General features: G+C 52.4%; 6 protein-coding genes, 1 tRNA gene and 1 pseudogene. 2 read left to right on the top strand and 6 right to left on the bottom strand.

Annotated elements, in window-relative coordinates:
- Positions 1 to 84 precede the first annotated feature (84 nt).
- From AU509_RS18515 to AU509_RS04835, 3 genes are all read right to left on the bottom strand, one after another.
- Positions 85 to 1215: an alpha/beta fold hydrolase gene (locus AU509_RS18515; RefSeq protein WP_254901520.1), complete on the bottom strand. Its 1131-nt coding sequence runs from the start codon at positions 1213 to 1215 to the stop codon at positions 85 to 87.
- Between the two features lie 149 nt (positions 1216 to 1364).
- Entirely contained in the window at positions 1365 to 6461 is a 5097-nt protein-coding gene (locus tag AU509_RS04840; RefSeq protein ID WP_254901519.1) for a type I polyketide synthase, read from the bottom strand.
- A 661-nt stretch (positions 6462 to 7122) separates the two neighbouring features.
- Positions 7123 to 8688, bottom strand: coding sequence for a class I adenylate-forming enzyme family protein (locus AU509_RS04835; protein WP_094117785.1), 1566 nt, complete (start codon positions 8686 to 8688; stop codon positions 7123 to 7125).
- A gap of 617 nt (positions 8689 to 9305) precedes the next feature.
- On the opposite strand from AU509_RS04835, the gene AU509_RS04830 reads away from it, so the two are divergent.
- On the top strand, positions 9306 to 10229 hold the full coding sequence (locus AU509_RS04830; RefSeq protein ID WP_094117784.1) for an IS5 family transposase: 924 nt from the start codon (positions 9306 to 9308) through the stop codon (positions 10227 to 10229).
- A 248-nt stretch (positions 10230 to 10477) separates the two neighbouring features.
- Here the strand turns inward: AU509_RS04830 and AU509_RS04825 are convergent, their stop codons facing one another.
- The gene (locus AU509_RS04825) at positions 10478 to 11740 is read right to left on the bottom strand and encodes a tyrosine-type recombinase/integrase (protein WP_094117783.1); all 1263 of its coding nucleotides are present in this window, start codon (positions 11738 to 11740) and stop codon (positions 10478 to 10480) included.
- Between the two features lie 161 nt (positions 11741 to 11901).
- A tRNA-Phe gene (locus tag AU509_RS04820) sits at positions 11902 to 11977 on the bottom strand.
- A gap of 608 nt (positions 11978 to 12585) precedes the next feature.
- Between AU509_RS04820 and AU509_RS04815 the strand changes: the two are divergent.
- Positions 12586 to 14738: pseudogene (locus AU509_RS04815) on the top strand (ornithine decarboxylase).
- 49 nt (positions 14739 to 14787) lie between these two features.
- On the opposite strand, the gene ansP reads toward AU509_RS04815, so the two are convergent.
- Positions 14788 to 16266 (bottom strand): L-asparagine permease, encoded by a 1479-nt coding sequence (gene ansP / locus AU509_RS04810; RefSeq protein WP_094117782.1) that lies wholly within the window; start codon positions 16264 to 16266, stop codon positions 14788 to 14790.
- Between the last annotated feature and the right edge of the window lie 271 nt (positions 16267 to 16537).

Genomic DNA, 16537 nt, shown 5'->3' with positions numbered 1-16537 from the left:
CTCCTGCAAAAATCACGGCGATACCGAATGCATTTTCGACATATCACTAGATTTCGATAGCTGTTTCGACTCGCGCCTCTTTCGCTATTGTTTGTGGTTGGCCTTCCCCTTTTTTCCACGAGTTTTTGACGTGGAATCGCTTAGCAGTGCGGACAAATTTTCAGCCGTTTCGGCGACATGTTCCGTCAGCAGTTCGAAGTGGCTTCCCGGCGTGATGACGCTTTTCAGCAGATTGGGCCATTCATTTGCCCACAATGCGGGCTGTGCAGACGCAGGGTAATTCGCGGCCTGGAGCATCAATGTCGGCGTTTTCAAATGAGCGGGAGTCCACTGAAGGCCGAAGAGTTCGAGATACCAAGACATCGCCATCATCGCATTGTCCTCGCCTGTCCAGAATTCCCCTTTTGCAGCGAACCAGGTTTCCAGCACATCTCCCATCGCGTCCTCACTCATGGCCGAAGGCGGGAAGCTGTCGATTAACACGACGGATGTGGCCTGCCGACCTCTCGCTTCCAGCTGATGTGCTACGGCGTGGGCGACGAGCCCGCCTGTTGAGAAGCCGACCAGAGTAAAGTCGCGACCTTCCGCGCCTCGTTCCACCGCCGTGGCGAGCGCCGCCGCCGCCGCATAGTCGGTTGCCGGTAGGGGAAATGCATCATATCCGGGTAAGGGGATAGTCAATAGGCTGTACCGATCGCACAACGCTGAGTTCAAGCGCTGGTAGGTTAAGTTAGCGGCGGCCGGGATGAATGAGTTCAGGCAAATCAGCAGCGGTTTTTCTCGATCTCGACTCAGCCATACCCCCTCAGGGGCATACTGGTCATGCTGCAAATGCGAGAAATGCTCACGAAGGCGCGCAGCGCCTGCCAGCACACTCAGCCCATCATTCGTCATGCCTTGCTCTACGGCTTTTCGCAGAAGCTCAAAGAGGCCTCCTTTGTTTTTCTGCTGCTCAATTTGTGGTTCTTCTGAAGATTCTTGCGTTTTCTTGAACGCCAAGTTGAGTAAGAATTGGGCCAATGCGTGTGGTGTTGGATGCTCAAAAATTGCTGTGGCTGGGAGACGAACCCCAAGCGACAGTGAGAGGCGACTGCCCATTTCCACCGAAGTAAGAGAGTCAAATCCGAGTGAGATAAATTCCTCGTCGCGTCTTATGGATTTCGGGTCGGGATGGTTCAGGACTTCGCCCGCGTATTGAATAATCACGTTAAGCATATAAGACAGTCTTTCTGCCTCAGGCATGTCAGCGAGTTGCAGTGAGAGAGCCGGGGAGCTCTGGGATGTTGATCGACGCGGTAGCACCTCCGTGAGAAGTGAGGGGGAGTTTTGATCGCGTAGTGCTTCCAGATTCAAACGCGCCGGTATCAGTAACGGTGCGTGTTCGATGACGTCCGTGCCGACAACGGTGTCAAGGAATGCCAATCCTTGCGTGCGTGAGAGCGGATTTTGACCGGTGTCGATAATACGTTGGATATCGTCGTTGCCAAGTTGTTCCCCCATCTCCGAGCGTTCAGCCACATTCCCCAGGCCATTGCTGATGCAGGCAAGCCGAGATGGCGTCGGTAATGCGCGAGGGCGTCCAGAAAAGCGTTGGCGGCGGCGTAGTTACCCTGTGCCTTTTGCGGAAGAATACTGACCGCGGAAGAGTAGAGTACGAATGCCGAAAGATCGTTATTCAGGGTGAGTTGGTGCAGGTTCCAGGCAGAAACGGCTTTTGATTGTAGAACACTGTCGACTTGCTCTGCCGTCATGTTGTCTAGCGTTGCGGTATCCACGGTACCGGCCGTGTGAATAATCGCCGTCAGCGGGTGCGTTTCGGGTATAGCGTTTAGCAATGATTCCACCGCCTTCGGGTCGGCCACATCGCAAGCGATGAGCGTAACCTGCGCGCCAAGCTCGGTAAGTTCTTCAAGCAATGCATCGGTTCCCGGCGCTTCTGCCCCACGCCGGTTCGCCAGCAGTAGATGGCGAACGCCGTGGCGCTCCACTAAATGTCTGGCGGCAGTCTTGCCAAGTGCGCCTGTGCCGCCCGTAATCAACACAGTGCCGTCCGGATTAAGGTTGCGGCAGACGCTTTCCTGCGGGTCAGTGTGATTATGAGCGGAAAGATCGCCGTCGGCAGCCGCTTTTCTCAAGCGTGGAGCGCGTATTTCTCCGGCGCGTAACGCGAGTTGCAGCGTATGGGGAAGCGCATCAATAGCCGTACTTATCAATGACCATGGCGTGCTTTCAATATCGTCAATATCGAGCAGGAAGAAGCGGCCAGGATACTCAAGCTGCGCTGTGCGGACTAAGCCCCAGATCGGAGATTGCGCGAGATGGGGGACGCCCTCATCTTCGCGGGTTGCTACCGCGCCTTGCGTCACCACAACCAGAGGCGTGTTGGTGGTTCGAGTGTCTTTCAACCATGCTTGCAGGGCGCTGAGCACATGGTGTGTCGGATTGTGATCGATAAAGGTATCGCCGTTGTCAGCTTTTGGTGCGATCAATATCGCCACATATTCCGGCTCGGGAACGAAGGACTCCAATGCATGATGAATATCCGCGTAGACAGCATGGGGAGATTTTTCCTTCGTGATATCGGATAAACAGGGCAGTCGTGTCTCCTGCTGAGTAATCCACAGAGGCTTGACCGAAGTCGTAGGAGACGCCATGGGTTCAACCTCACGCCAGAGCAGACGATAAAAAGGAGGTCGTTGTGGTGAGCGGTTCTGCTGTGCACTTGACGATTTCAATATCATTGAGTCAACGACGGCGACAGCACGCCCGGTATCATCGGCGAGTCGTAATGAATACTCACGGTAGCCCAAAGCGCTTGATGTGGAGGGTTTACGAACCAAGTGTCCCCTCAGATGTTGTACTTTCTTGGCGTAAGGCCGTATCCCGCTCAGGAAGAAAAGTAAACGGGGCTGATGGTTATCCGTCTCAACGTCTAGCTTTTCGATTAATGCCGCCTGCAGGCCCGCGTCTAATATGGTGGGATGCAGGATGAAATCCTCTCCCTGTTCGCCCTGGATCGGGGGCAGCGTCGCTTCGACATAGAGGTTGTCGTTATATTCCCAGACGTGGGTCAGCTGTTGAAAAGAGTCACCGAGCACGACGCCTTTTTCAGCAAGTTGTTCATACAAAGGGCTGAAATCAACCGGTTCGGCATTTGCTGGCGGCCAGTTTGGCGAATGTAAATCCGGCCATTCAGGCGTCGCTGTGTTATCTGGCACGAGGTGGCACGTCGCATAGCGTTGCCACGCAGGCGTCAGGTCTGAGGGTTGTGTGGGATCGGGAATATAGAAATAGGCCTCGGCCTGGCGTCCCCCACTTGCATCCTGTTCGCCGATTTGCAATTGGATGTGAGCGGGGGCTTGTCTCTCCAGCGGTAAAATCGTGTGCAGAGAGAGATCGTCCATGCGCTGGCAGCCGATCCGTTCCCCGATGAACAACATCAATTCGGCCGTCACAGTACCGGCGACGGCGGCGACATCGCCAACAACGTGTTCCAATAACCACGGCTGCTTCGCCGCATCCAGCTGACCGGTGAAAATCCAGCCTTGTTGATTAGCGAGACTGATACCCGCATGCAGGAACGGATGGTTAACCGTGAAGAGCCCACCGTCGAATGTCGCCTGTCCCTGTGGGGCTTGCAACCAATACCGGCGCTGCTGAAATGGATAAGTGGGCAGCGTGACGGGCGGAGCCGGGGGAAGTAATTTCGTCCAGTCCAGCGGTTGTCCCTGCGCGTACAACTGCGCCAATGCGGCGAAAAAGGGACGCGATTCTTCCCGATCCTTGCGCAAGGAAGCGACCCATACCACGGCGGAGAGCTGATCGGATGCTGTTGTTGCGGCAGAGGAACGCCCTAATGCCGTCAGTACGCCGTCGGGGCCGACTTCCAGCGAGACAACGGTATTGTGTGTCTGTAGCCATTGGATGGCGGCGTCGAAGCGCACCGCACGACGCGCCTGATTCGCCCAATATTCAGCGGAGCAGGCTTGTTCATTGGAAAGCTGCGTGCCGGTCACCGTGGAGACGATCGAAATAGCGGGCGCATGAAGTGTCAGTGTTGAAAGCATGCCGTGTAAATCATCGATGATGCTATCGATGTGGGGGGAATGAAATGCGTGGCTGGTTTTCAATCGGTGTGTGCGATAACCGCGATCGTGCCACTCTTCGGCGATGTTCAACACACTATTTGTGTCGCCCGATATCACGACAGAGGATGGTGTATTCACTGCGGCAACCGCGACGTGGTCTTCATGTCCCTCAAGCGACGTGGCGATGTCTGTTTCGCTGACTTCGATCGCCACCATGGTGCCGTCGGCGGCGATAGACTGCATCAGTCTCCCCCGAGTGGCGACAAAGGTCGCGGCATCAGCCAGATTGAATACGCCGGCGATATGGGCGGCGGCGATCTCGCCGATGGAGTGACCGACCATCACATCCGGAAGTACGCCAAGATGCATGACGGTCCGGCATAAGGCGACCTCGAAAGCGAAAAGAGCCGCCTGGGTAAAATCAGTTCGATGCAACAGCGCCGCGTCCGGGGTGTCCTTTTCTGCGAACATGACGGTTTTCAGCGGTTGGGGCAGCAAAGGGTCGATGTGATGACAGACTTCATCGAGCGTTCGGGCGAAGACGGGCGACAGGCGATACAATCCTTGCCCCATCGTTGGCCACTGGGCGCCTTGTCCAGTAAAGAGAAACGCGACGTTGCCCGACCGGGAGCGGATACCTTGAGCGATGCCGGGAGCGTAACGATTTTCGGCGAGCCCCTGGAGAGCGTCGAGGATGCCGTCGCAATTGTCGGCGGTTACCACGGCGCGGTAGTCAAAGTGAGTCCGGTGGGTGGCTAACGAGTAGGCGACAGCGCTAAGATCGGGGGCTTCCTCCCGGATAATCCACGACCGAAGTTGCCTGGCCTGTGCGCATAATCCTTCAGGTGAGGCCGCTGACAGCGGCAGCGAAATGCCCGGAACGGGAAACGTATTTTCAGTGTCTGCGGGCTCTGCTGAAAACGAAATAGGGGGCGCTTCTTCGAGAATAAGGTGCGCATTGGTGCCGGAAAATCCAAATGCCGAAATCGCTGCGCGTTTTGGTCGTTCGTTATCAGGCCAAGGGCGGGCGCTATTCAGCAACTTTATGTTGCCGCGCGACCAGTCGATTTTGGAGGACGGTGTCTCAGCATGCAGCGTTTTGGGGAGTTGCTTATTTTGGAGAGCCAAGACCATTTTTATGACACTGGCGACGCCAGCGGCGAGTTGCACGTGACCAATGTTGGATTTTAAAGATCCCAGCCACAGCGGTTGATCGTCGGTTCGATGTTTACCGTAAGTATTGAGCAGCGCGTGGGCTTCAATGGGATCGCCGAGCGAAGTCCCCGTGCCGTGAGCTTCGATGACATCAATCTCGGAGACGGTCAGCTCCGCATTATTCAGCGCTTGGCGAATGACCTGTTCCTGCGCGGAACTGCTGGGGGCGGTTAGCCCGTTGCTAGCGCCATCCTGGTTGAGCGCGCTCCCTCGAATCACGGCCAGAACGGTATGATTTGATTTCACCGCATCAGAAAGCCTTTCCAGCAAAATGAGGCCGGCCCCTTCGGAAAAGCCGGTTCCATCCGCTGCGTCGGAGAAGGCTTTACACCTTCCGTCTGCGGCGAGTCCGCCCTGACGCGTGAATTCGGCAAAAACATCCGGCGAAGCCATAATCGTCGCGCCGCCGGCGATGGCAAGTGAACACTCCCTGTTTCTTAGGGAATTAATGGCTTGATGAATGGCTGTAAGAGAGGCGGAACAGGCCGTATCCAATGTGATCGCCGGACCGTTTAATCCCAGTACGTAAGCAATACGACCTGAACTGATGCTGCTCAGGCTGCCCTGTAAACGATAGCCGTCGGCGGCTGGGTTGCGTCGTTCAATATCACTGACATAGCCATTATGTGTTGTGCCGATGAAAACGCCGGTCTGGCTGTTTTTCAGTGTGGCGGGAACGATGCCAGCGCGTTCCAGAATTTCCCAACTGATTTCGAGTAATACTCGCTGCTGAGGATCCATCGCCAGAGCCTCACGGTCAGATATCTTAAAGAAACTTGCGTCAAAACCGCCCGCGTCAGTCAGAAATCCCCCCTTCCAGTTCTTCGCAATGTCCTTGAGGTTGGGCGTCTGCGCAAACAGCGCATCAATATCCCATCCCCGATCGGTGGGGAAAGGGCCAATGGTTTCCTTGCCATCGGATAATTGTTGCCATAGCTGTTCAGGCGAGTGGATGCCGCCGGGAAGACGGCAGCCCATAGCAATAATGGCGATCGGCTCATGCGCAACCTGGGTTAAATACTGATTTTGCTGTTTCAACTGTTTGTTGAGCAATAGACTTTGGCGTAACGCTTCAACAAGACGTGGCTCTGTAGCGTCTTCACCGTTTGCTGTTGGGGCAGTATTTTTCGTAATGCTGTTGTCAGATCGGTACATCATGACATTTCTTCCTTGGTTGACATGGCGTTAGACAATTCAGACTTAGACCCTATTGGGGTGGACTGAAGATGTTTCCGTTCCTTGTTCATGAGTGCTAAGGCGTTTCAGCCAGCATCGCCTAAATGAGAAATAAGGCGTGGCAGCAATAAGTTGTCGAGAATCTCATGGGCTTTCTTTCACTCTTGCGTCCTGCGATAAAGCATCACGCTCGTCGTGCAGCGTTCAGCCGCGTTGCAATATTCAGACTGCGCAGTGGGATAAAACGGAGGCCAGTACGGTTTTCAGGCGTTAACACGAAATGATGGTCAGGCGTCTTGCGCTGATGCATCACCGGGTGCATTTCAGTGCACCGATGTGCCGGGCTCCTGATGAGCATCGGTTCTACCAACATTGTCGATATTGCTGAGGTCTGGCAATTTTCACTTTAACCGGATAGCCCCAATTTATGACTGTGGCGCGTTAAGTCCATGAGAGGGCGGGGAGTCAGCCATCGTCTATTTTCTGTAAATCCTCTATCAACTTGCTGACTCCTGTCTTCATTCAAGACGCCTATCTAAGGGACTCTTTCCCTGGCATAGGCGTATCGGTGCCGCTCTGATAACAATGGATGAGCGTTAAGCTCAATCTCACTTCGACGCAAAATATGAGTTTCGCCGTTCACTTAAGCTTGAGTTGATACGGTTATGTACTTTATTGCCTGATTTTTGAGTTGTTCGTATTGATTCGATAACTTCCGCCTGCTGATTTTTCCCATAGTCGCTAGCGCGATGTCTTGAACGAAAAGATATTCAGAAGGCTGTTTATAGTTGGCAATGTGATGAGATAAAAATTCTGATAAATTTTCGGCGCTAGGAGTGTTATCTGATGCTGTTTGAACCAATGCAATAATACGTTCACCTGAAAAAGTATCGGGAACACTAAAGGCGACGGCGGCGAAGATATCCTGATGTTGAATAAGTGTTTGCTCAATTTCTACTGGATAAACAGGATATCCCTCAATTTTGATTTGTTCCTTTCTCCTGCCAATAAAAATCAAATGACCATCTGGTGCTTGTTGAACAATATCTCCTGTTGCCAGCCATCGTTCGGATGGGAACCAGTCAATATCATGCCCATTCCAAATACCGACTGCTTTTGCAGGGGTAAGAATAAAAAGTTCTCCCTTCCCCTCTGATGAGGTGCTTTCGATTCGAAATTTAACGGAGGGGAGGGCCCAGCCAATAGAGGGCTCATTGAATGCACAAAGGTCGTGATGATACATCACCGGCCCACCGAGTTCCGTTTGTCCATACGAGCTTTGTAATCGAGAACCAAAACATGAAAGAAAGCGTTGGCTGAGTTCGGTCCCACATACGTCGCCACCCACGACGCAAACAGTGTCGCTAAGGTTCAGTGGGGCATTCTGTTTTTCCGCTACGTTGATCACTGCCTGAAAGTTTGACGGTGTTCCGGCTATCCATGCGATATTTTTCTTTTTTAATAGTTCGACCAACTCATTGATGTTGGATTCCGGAAGCAATAATACCGTATAGCCTTTTTGAATCGCCGCTAGCGTAATCAGTATGCTCCACGGACTAGCTAGGTCTACCAAACTAACAATGACATTTTTTTTGTTGTTTGTTTTTTTTAAAGTGGGATTTATTGTCGCTTGGGTTAAATTAAGTGCATCGACCAATGTCTGTTGTGAATAGACGATTCCTTTGGGTTGTCCTGTCGTACCCGAAGTATAAAATAGGGATGCGATTTCGTCAGTATGTCGGTCGTCAGCATCATCGGGGACGACATTTGAAATGACGTTATCCCAAGAGCGAGTATGATGATTTTCATCGCTGTGACTGAGGTCAATAATCCATTTCTTTTCAATGGTAGGGCATGACTCAATCTCTTTATCCATTTCATGAAATCGAATGGCATCGCCAATATAGAGGCGAGAAGAACTATGTTGTATCAATTTCTTTGCTTCGTTAGCCGATATTTTTAAGTTTATAGGAACGAAAATGGCGCCAATTTTCAAGCAAGCATAATAAGTGGCAAGTAACTCAATTTTGTTACCGACATGGATAGAAATACGATCGCCTTTTTTAATGCCGTCCTGCTTTAAGCCCGCCGCTACCTTTTCACTCAAATCCAACAGCTCGGTAAAAATTATATTTTTATTATTTTGTATCACTACTGTTTCGGTGGGGTGTAAAGTGGCAAGTTTTCTAAAAGATGTAAAGACGTCCATAATACACTTCCTATGGTTACCCTAAAAAATGATGAGTGAACAAGTTTTTAAATCAGTGATAGAAAAAACATCCATTCTTTTATAAACGAAAAATCTTGAAGGATAAAAAGGAAAATAATCATCTTTATCATTCCTTTTCGCTATAATTGTTTCTGTATTCTTTTAAGGTTTTTTCTATTAAGCTGTGATTCAGGGCTTGATGGTGCTTAATGTTAATTAATTCAATGTTTGCTTTATTCGTCAGGAAGTTAAGTTATCCTATCTAATTGATTAATAACACACTACTTCATTTAGGTTTCAAATGTGATGGGAAGTTATTCTTTGGGGTCTAGGTGCTTCTGTCTTGTTGGCTTTATCAGTTATTTAATTGACGGTAAGTAAAAGAATCATAATCACCGTCAATGTTTATCTTTACGAGAGAATACTTTTAAAAAAGCATGATGGTGTATCAAAAATACCGATAGATATGTTTAAAGTTACTCATATTGATGATAATAGCTACTTGAAGTATGAACGATTCCGATTTTACGAATAGAAAGGGGCTTTGTTGAATAAATCGAACTTTTGGCCGTAATCAGGATCAGATCACCACACTCCTGATCCTGCAGCGATATCACGTGGCAAAACAAAAGTTCAAAATCACCAACTGGGCTACCTACAACAAGACGCTCATCAATCGGGGCTCACTGACATTCTGGCTTGATGAGTCGGCCATTCAGACCTGGTATGACGAGCCCAACACGTCTTCACGTGGTCGTCCTCAACGTTATTCTGAGCTCGCTATTTCTACCGTACTCATGCTCAAACGCGTTTTTCGCCTCACGCTGCGCGCCGCGCAGGGATTTATTGACTCCATTTTTACCCTGATGAAGCTCCCGCTCAGGTGCCCGGATTATTCCTGCGTCAGCTGGCGGGCTAGGTCCGTCAACATCCCGTTTAAAACCCCCACGCGCGGCGAAATTGCCCACCTGGTTATCGACTCCACCGGATTAAAAGTCTTCGGCGAAGGGGAGTGGAAGGTGAAAAAACACGGTCAGGGAAAGCGCCGCGTCTGGCGGAAACTGCACCTTGCTGTGGACGCCGGTACTCATGAGGTTATCTGCGCTGACCTGTCTCTGAATAATGTGACTGACGCAGAGGCATTCCCGGGACTTATTCGTCAGACCCATCGGAAAGTTAAGGTCGCTTCTGCCGATGGTGCTTATGACACAAAACTTTGCCATGACGAGCTGCGGCGAAAAAAAATCAAGGCGCTTATCCCGCCACGAACCCGGGCAGGTTACTGGCCGGCGGAGTATGCGGACAGAAATCAGGCGGTGGCGAGGCAGAGGCTTACCGGGAGCAATGCTTACTGGAAATGGAACACGGCTTATAACCGTCGGTCGGTGGCCGAAACGGCGATGTACCGGGTTAAACAACTGTTCGGTGGGCACCTGACGCTGCGAGACTACGATGCGCAGGTTGGTGAGGCTATGGCCATGATCCGAGCCTTAAACAAAATGACGCATGCAGGGATGCCAGAAAGTGTGCGGATTGCCTGAGGAGGTCAGTGACGGGAGGCGCTTTTATCAAAATCCGATTTATTCAACAAAGCCTCGTGATATATAAAATTTTTTTCATAATATCATGATCTTTTCTGCTAGGAAATTGGGTAACTCGGCTTCGATTCATAAGAAGGCTTTGGCAGAATGCTCAGGTGCTAAAAGATACTCGAATGGTTTTATGACAACGCTCCTGACGGATTTTCTATCACATAGAAAGTCCGTCAGGAGCCAACAAGCGCAGCGCGTTAGCCAGCCGCATAACTCCGCGCATAAATATACGGCGCGACGTAATTCTCGCGGTTGACGTCCAGATAATCCGACCACCACTGCATCATTTCGATTCTGGCTTCCAGATGCTCCGCTTTATGTACGTAAGCCGCCCGCACGCCGTTGCGCTCTTTGTGGCTCATCTGCCGCTCGATGGCGTCCTTTGACCAGCGTCCGGATTCATTCAGGGCGCTACAGGCCATGGTTCTGAAACCGTGGCCGCAGATTTCGGTTTTGGTGTCGTAGCCAATCACGCGCAGCGCCTTGTTGATGGTGTTTTCACTCATCGGCTTGTTCAGGGTATGCGCGCCCGGAAAGACGAAGACCGATTCGCCGGAAATCGCGTGAATCTGTTGCAGTAGGGCGACCGCCTGCCGCGACAGCGGCACCAGATGTTCATCCTTCATCTTCGCGCCACGCTCTGAGAACCTCACGCCGTTTACTGCTTCGCGCTGGGCGGGTACGCTCCAGATATGTGCTTTCAGGTTGAATTCATCCCAGCGGGCAAAACGCAGCTCACTGGAGCGCAGGAAAACATGCAGATTGAGTTCCAGCGCCAGACGGGTGAGCATCCGGCCTTTGTAGCTCTCTATCTTCTCTAGCAGTTCCGGCAGACGTTTCAGCGGCAGGGCGGGGTGATGTTGGGTCACGACCGGGGTCACGACGCCATCCAGATCGTAAGCCGGATTATATTTAATCACGCCCTGCTGTACGGCGTGGCGCATGATTTTGGTCAGATGCTGGCGCACCCGTCCGGCAACGTCATGCACCCCTTTGTCGTCAATCGCCTTAACCAACTGCGCCAGATGGCGGGTTTCAACCTGCGCGATATCCATCGCACCGATCGCGGGGAAAACGTAGCATTTCAGGCAGGTGAGGATCTTATCGGCGTGAGCGTCCGACCAGAGCTTAAGGCTGCTGGTGTGCCACGTCATTGCGACATACTGAAAGGTACGGGATTCATCAACGGCGGCGTTATCCGTTTTGCGCATCAGGGCAGGGCAGCGGCCGGACGCCAGCAGCTTACGTGCCGCATCGCGCTTTTCACGGGCTTCCGCCAGCATAGTTTGCGGGTAGGGGCCAAAAGCCAGACGGTTTTCTTTACCGCCGAGGCGATAGCGGAAATACCATAACTTAGCGCCGCTGGTGGATACCGTCAGGTACAGACCTTGCGAGTCAGTGAGCTTATAAGATTTTGTGAGAGGTTTTGCTGCGCGGATTTTACTGTCATTCAGGGCCATGTGAGGGTCTCCTTCGTTCATCGAACTGAACGACCCGCAATCTGACCCCAAATTTTCCGGATACGAAGGGATAAATCAAAATGCATCGGGAAAGATTTTTACGCCAACTTATTGAATTACATACACATGGGGATTTATAAGGAGGCATAAAAAAGGAAAGGTGGTGCCCGGACTCGGAATCGAACCAAGGACACGGGGATTTTCAATCCCCTGCTCTACCGACTGAGCTATCCGGGCAACGGGGCGCATTAAACCGTATATCACCGGAGCCGTCAACGGGTTTCTGCCTCGCGGCGGCTGCTTGCTCTATTTTCAAACAATACCGTCATATCCTTGTATAGAAGCCCTGCTGGCCACACGTGGAAGGCACCCTTGGATTTGCATGACTTATGCCGCCGGGGCTTTCTTGAATTTGGTAAAAAATAGTGCGATTATCGTCCGGTTTTTTAACTTTCCTTTCATTTGTGATTATCGAGGGTCGTTGATATGTCGGACTCATTGCTTTTGGTGCGGACGCTTAGCGCCATGACTTTGATGACGTCCCGGGACTCCGATCACACTGCTGTAGCGCTTTCTTTCCCCAGATTATCTCCCTTCATTATGCGGTGAGGCGTGTCGACGCTCACTGTTAGGCATGATTAAAAATAGAGTTATCGCTCTGATTTTACTGATGTCTATCGGATGGAGCGGCTCTCCGTTTTCCCTTTGTTCCGGCAGTTTTCCACATGAGTCATACACTTGAAGGTATTGGCTGGCGGAATACGACCGGCAACGGCTGGGCGCGTCATCCCTGCGCAGTGTCTTTCAGGCACGTATACTCATCCTTGATCGTTTGGGTTTGTTACATGAAACAGTTAAAAATTGCGGCTAATTCAGCGGTTGCCGCCCGTTTAAGCACTGAACGACCGGTAGTGGCCCTGAGTCAAACCGATTTTACGGATATCGCTGCGGTAGTTGTCTCAGCAGAAGAAGCTCACAGCGGCATTTTGTCTGTGTTACATCTCACGGGCTTCTCTATTCCGGCCTTTGTGCTGCGTAGGCCGGAAGAGGGTAGTCTCGAAATGCTGCCTCCGGGCAGTGAGTGGTTGATCCTGGACGACGCGGGCGAGCATATAGCGCAGTTGGAGCAGGCGGCTCGTGCTTACGAAGATGCGCTGTTGCCGCCGTTTTTTGACACGCTGACACAGTATATCGAGATGGGAACCACCACCTTTGCGTGTCCGGGGCATCAAGGCGGGCAGTTTTTCCGTAAGCATCCTGCCGGGCGTCAGTTCTATGAGTTTTATGGTGAAACCCTGTTTCGTTCGGATATCTGTAACGCCGATGTGAAGCTGGGCGACTTGCTGATCCACGAAGGCGCCGCGAAAAAGGCCCAGAAATTCGCAGCCAAAGTCTTCAATGCGGACAAAACCTACTTTGTACTGAACGGTACCTCGGCGGCGAACAAAGTCGTTACCAATGCGCTGCTGACGCGGGGCGATCTGGTGCTGTTCGATCGTAATAATCACAAGTCCAACCATCATGGCGCGCTGATTCAGGCGGGCGCAACGCCGGTGTATCTCGAAACCGCGCGAAACCCGTTCGGCTTGATAGGCGGCATCGACGCACACTGTTTTGACGAGACTTATCTGCGTGAACAGGTCAGGGCGGTAGACCCTGCGCGCGCGGAGCTACCGCGGCCATTTCGTCTGGCGGTGATCCAGCTCGGCACCTATGACGGCACCATCTATAACGCGCGTCAGGTGGTGGACAGCATCGGTCATCTATGCGACTACATCCTGTTTGACTCCGCCTGGGTTGGCTACGAACAGTTTATCCCGATGATGGAACAGTGCTCGCCGCTGTTGCTCGAACTCAATGAGAACGATCCGGGGATCTTCGTTACGCAGTCGGTGCATAAGCAACAGGCCGGATTCTCTCAGACGTCCCAGATCCACAAAAAAGACACGCACATCAAGGGCCAGAAACGCTTTTGCAACCATAAGCGTCTCAACAATGCCTTTATGCTGCATGCTTCGACGAGCCCGTTCTATCCACTTTTCGCCGCGCTGGATGTCAACGCCAAGATGCATGAAGCGCAAGCGGCCGCCGTCTGTGGCAGGAGTGCGTGAAGCTGGGGATTGAAACCCGCAAACAGCTGCTTGACGTCTGTTCCATGATTGCGCCTTTTGTCCCAACCTCGGTAGGCGGCATTCCCTGGCAGGATCACGATACAGAGGCGATGGCGCAGGATGTCCGCTTCTTCCACTTTGAGCCGGGAGAACGCTGGCATGCCTTCGAGGGATACGCGCAGGATCAGTATTTTGTCGACCCCTGTAAACTGCTGCTGACTACGCCGGGTATTGACGCGGAAACCGGTGAGTACACGCCGTTTGGTATACCGGCCACGATTCTGGCCAACTATCTGCGTGAGCACGGCATCATCCCGGAAAAATGCGATCTGAATACGATTCTGTTCCTGCTGACCCCGGCGGAAGATAGCCTCAAGATGCAGCATCTGGTACAGGCGCTGGTGCGTTTTGAACAGTTGATCGAGCATGACGCCCCGCTGAGCGACGTTCTGCCGAGCCTGTATCATAAGCATCGTCAGCGTTATGAAGGGTATACGCTGCGTCGGCTGTGTCAGGAAATGCATGATTTCTACGCGTGTCATGACGTGAAACGTCTGCAGAAAGCGATGTTCCGTCAGGCGCAGTTCCCGGCGGCGGTGATGTTGCCGCAGGAGGCGCACAGTTGTTTCATTCGTGGCGAGATCGAGCTGATTGCGCTGGATGAGGCTGAAGGGCGTATCGCGGCTGAGGGCGCGCTGCCGTATCCGCCGGGCGTGCTATGTGTGGTACCGGGAGAAGTGTGGGGTGGGGCGGTACTGCGTTATTTCCTGGCGCTGGAGGCCGGTCTGAATCTGATGCCGGGCTTTGCGCCGGAGTTGCAGGGCGTCTATGCGGAGACGGAAGAAGATGGGCGTAAACGGTTATACGCCTATGTGGTGTCGAACTAGGAACCGGATGAACCGGGGCGAAAGCCCGGTGATAGGCAGTCAGGAAGCGTTACTGTTCGCTTGAAGTTTCCTGCGTCTGCTCATGCTCCTGTTTGACCAGATTCGCATCCTGCTTTTGACGGCGCAGGCTGTACCAGCCCATCGTCAGCATGATGGCAAGCAGCGGCAGCGTAGAGATGGTGTAGGTGCCGTTGGGGTAATCGAACGCCATCAGTACCAGTACAGACAGCAGGAATCCGAGCGTCAGCCAAGAGGTGACCGGCGCGCCGGGCATTCTGAAGCTGATTGGTTTGGCTTTCCCTGCTTTAATCGCCTGACGCAGCTTCATCTGACAGACGATGATAAAGCCCCAGGAGCTGATGATACCGAGCGAAGCGATATTCAAGACGATCTCAAACACCTGCGATGGCACGATGTAGTTCAGGAACACGCCGATGGCGTGGATGCCGACGGTGACCAAAATACCGGCGTAAGGTACGGACTGCGCGCTCATTTTGGACATGAATTTCGGCGCAGAGCCTCCCAGCGACAGCGAACGCAGAATACGTCCGGTGGAGTACAGCCCGGAGTTGAGGCTGGACAGCGCCGCTGACAGCACCACGATATTCATGATGGTGCCGATGTAGGGAACGCCCAGCTTGCTGAAGAAGGTCACGAACGGGCTTTGCCCTGCCTGATAAGCATTCCACGGCAGCAGACATACCAGCAGAATCACCGAGCCGACGTAGAACAGACCCACGCGCCAGATCACGCTGTTGATCGCTTTAGGCAGCATTTTCTCGGGATCTTTACACTCACCGGCGGCAGTACCAATCAGCTCGACCCCAGCAAAGGCGAATATCACGCCCTGTATCAGCACCAGCGCTGGCAGCATACCGTGCGGGAAAAGCCCGCCATTATCGGTAATGAGATGGAAGCCGGTGCGATTGCCGTCGAGTTCAAGCCCGGTGCCGAGATAAATGGTCCCCACGATCAGGAACAGCGAAATCGCGATGACTTTGACGAGCGCGAACCAGAACTCGGCTTCCGCAAACCATTTCACCCCAATCATGTTCATGGTGGTGATGAGCCCCAGCGCGCTGAGGGCGAAGACCCACTGCGGCACGTCGGCAAATGTTCCCCAGTAATGCATGTAGAGCGCTACGGCGGTGATATCGACGATACCTGTCATTGCCCAGTTCAGAAAATACATCCAACCCGCGACGTATGAGGCTTTCTCTCCGAGAAACTCACGCGCATAGGAGACGAAGCTGCCGCTGGTAGGACGGTGCAGCACCAGTTCGCCCAGCGCGCGCAGAATGAAAAAGGAAAAAATACCGCAAGCCAGATAAACGAGAGCCAAAGAAGGGCCAGCCATCTGTAAACGAGCGCCCGCGCCTAAAAACAGGCCGGTACCGATAGAGCCGCCGATGGCGATCATCTGTACCTGTCGGTTACCCATGGTTTTGTGGTATCCCACTTCATGTGAATCGAGCCAGCGTCGCTTGGCCGCATGGCGTTCAGAGTCTTTGCTTTTATGCTGATTCATTACCCGTCCAGATCCCTTGTCTTATCATTCATAAGAAAGAAATGACATAGTATTTAATAAGTTAACCGTTAAAGTTCGGCCTTAGCATGCGCCGCCAGTCCCTAGCGGTATGCTGGGGCAGGAATTGAAAAACGTCTGCGATGCTACCTTTTCTTGGCATCCTAGGCAAAAACTGTCTGCGTTACTAACACATTAAATAGAGATAATAATCATGACTGATTATAAAAAATTAGTGAAATATAGGATGTTTTTGGGTTTTTTGTAGTGATTT

The organism is Lonsdalea britannica, assembly GCF_002111595.1.
Lineage (GTDB): Bacteria > Pseudomonadota > Gammaproteobacteria > Enterobacterales > Enterobacteriaceae > Lonsdalea > Lonsdalea britannica.
Note: the sequence above shows the minus strand (reverse complement) of the source record. Positions and strands in the feature narration are given on the sequence as shown.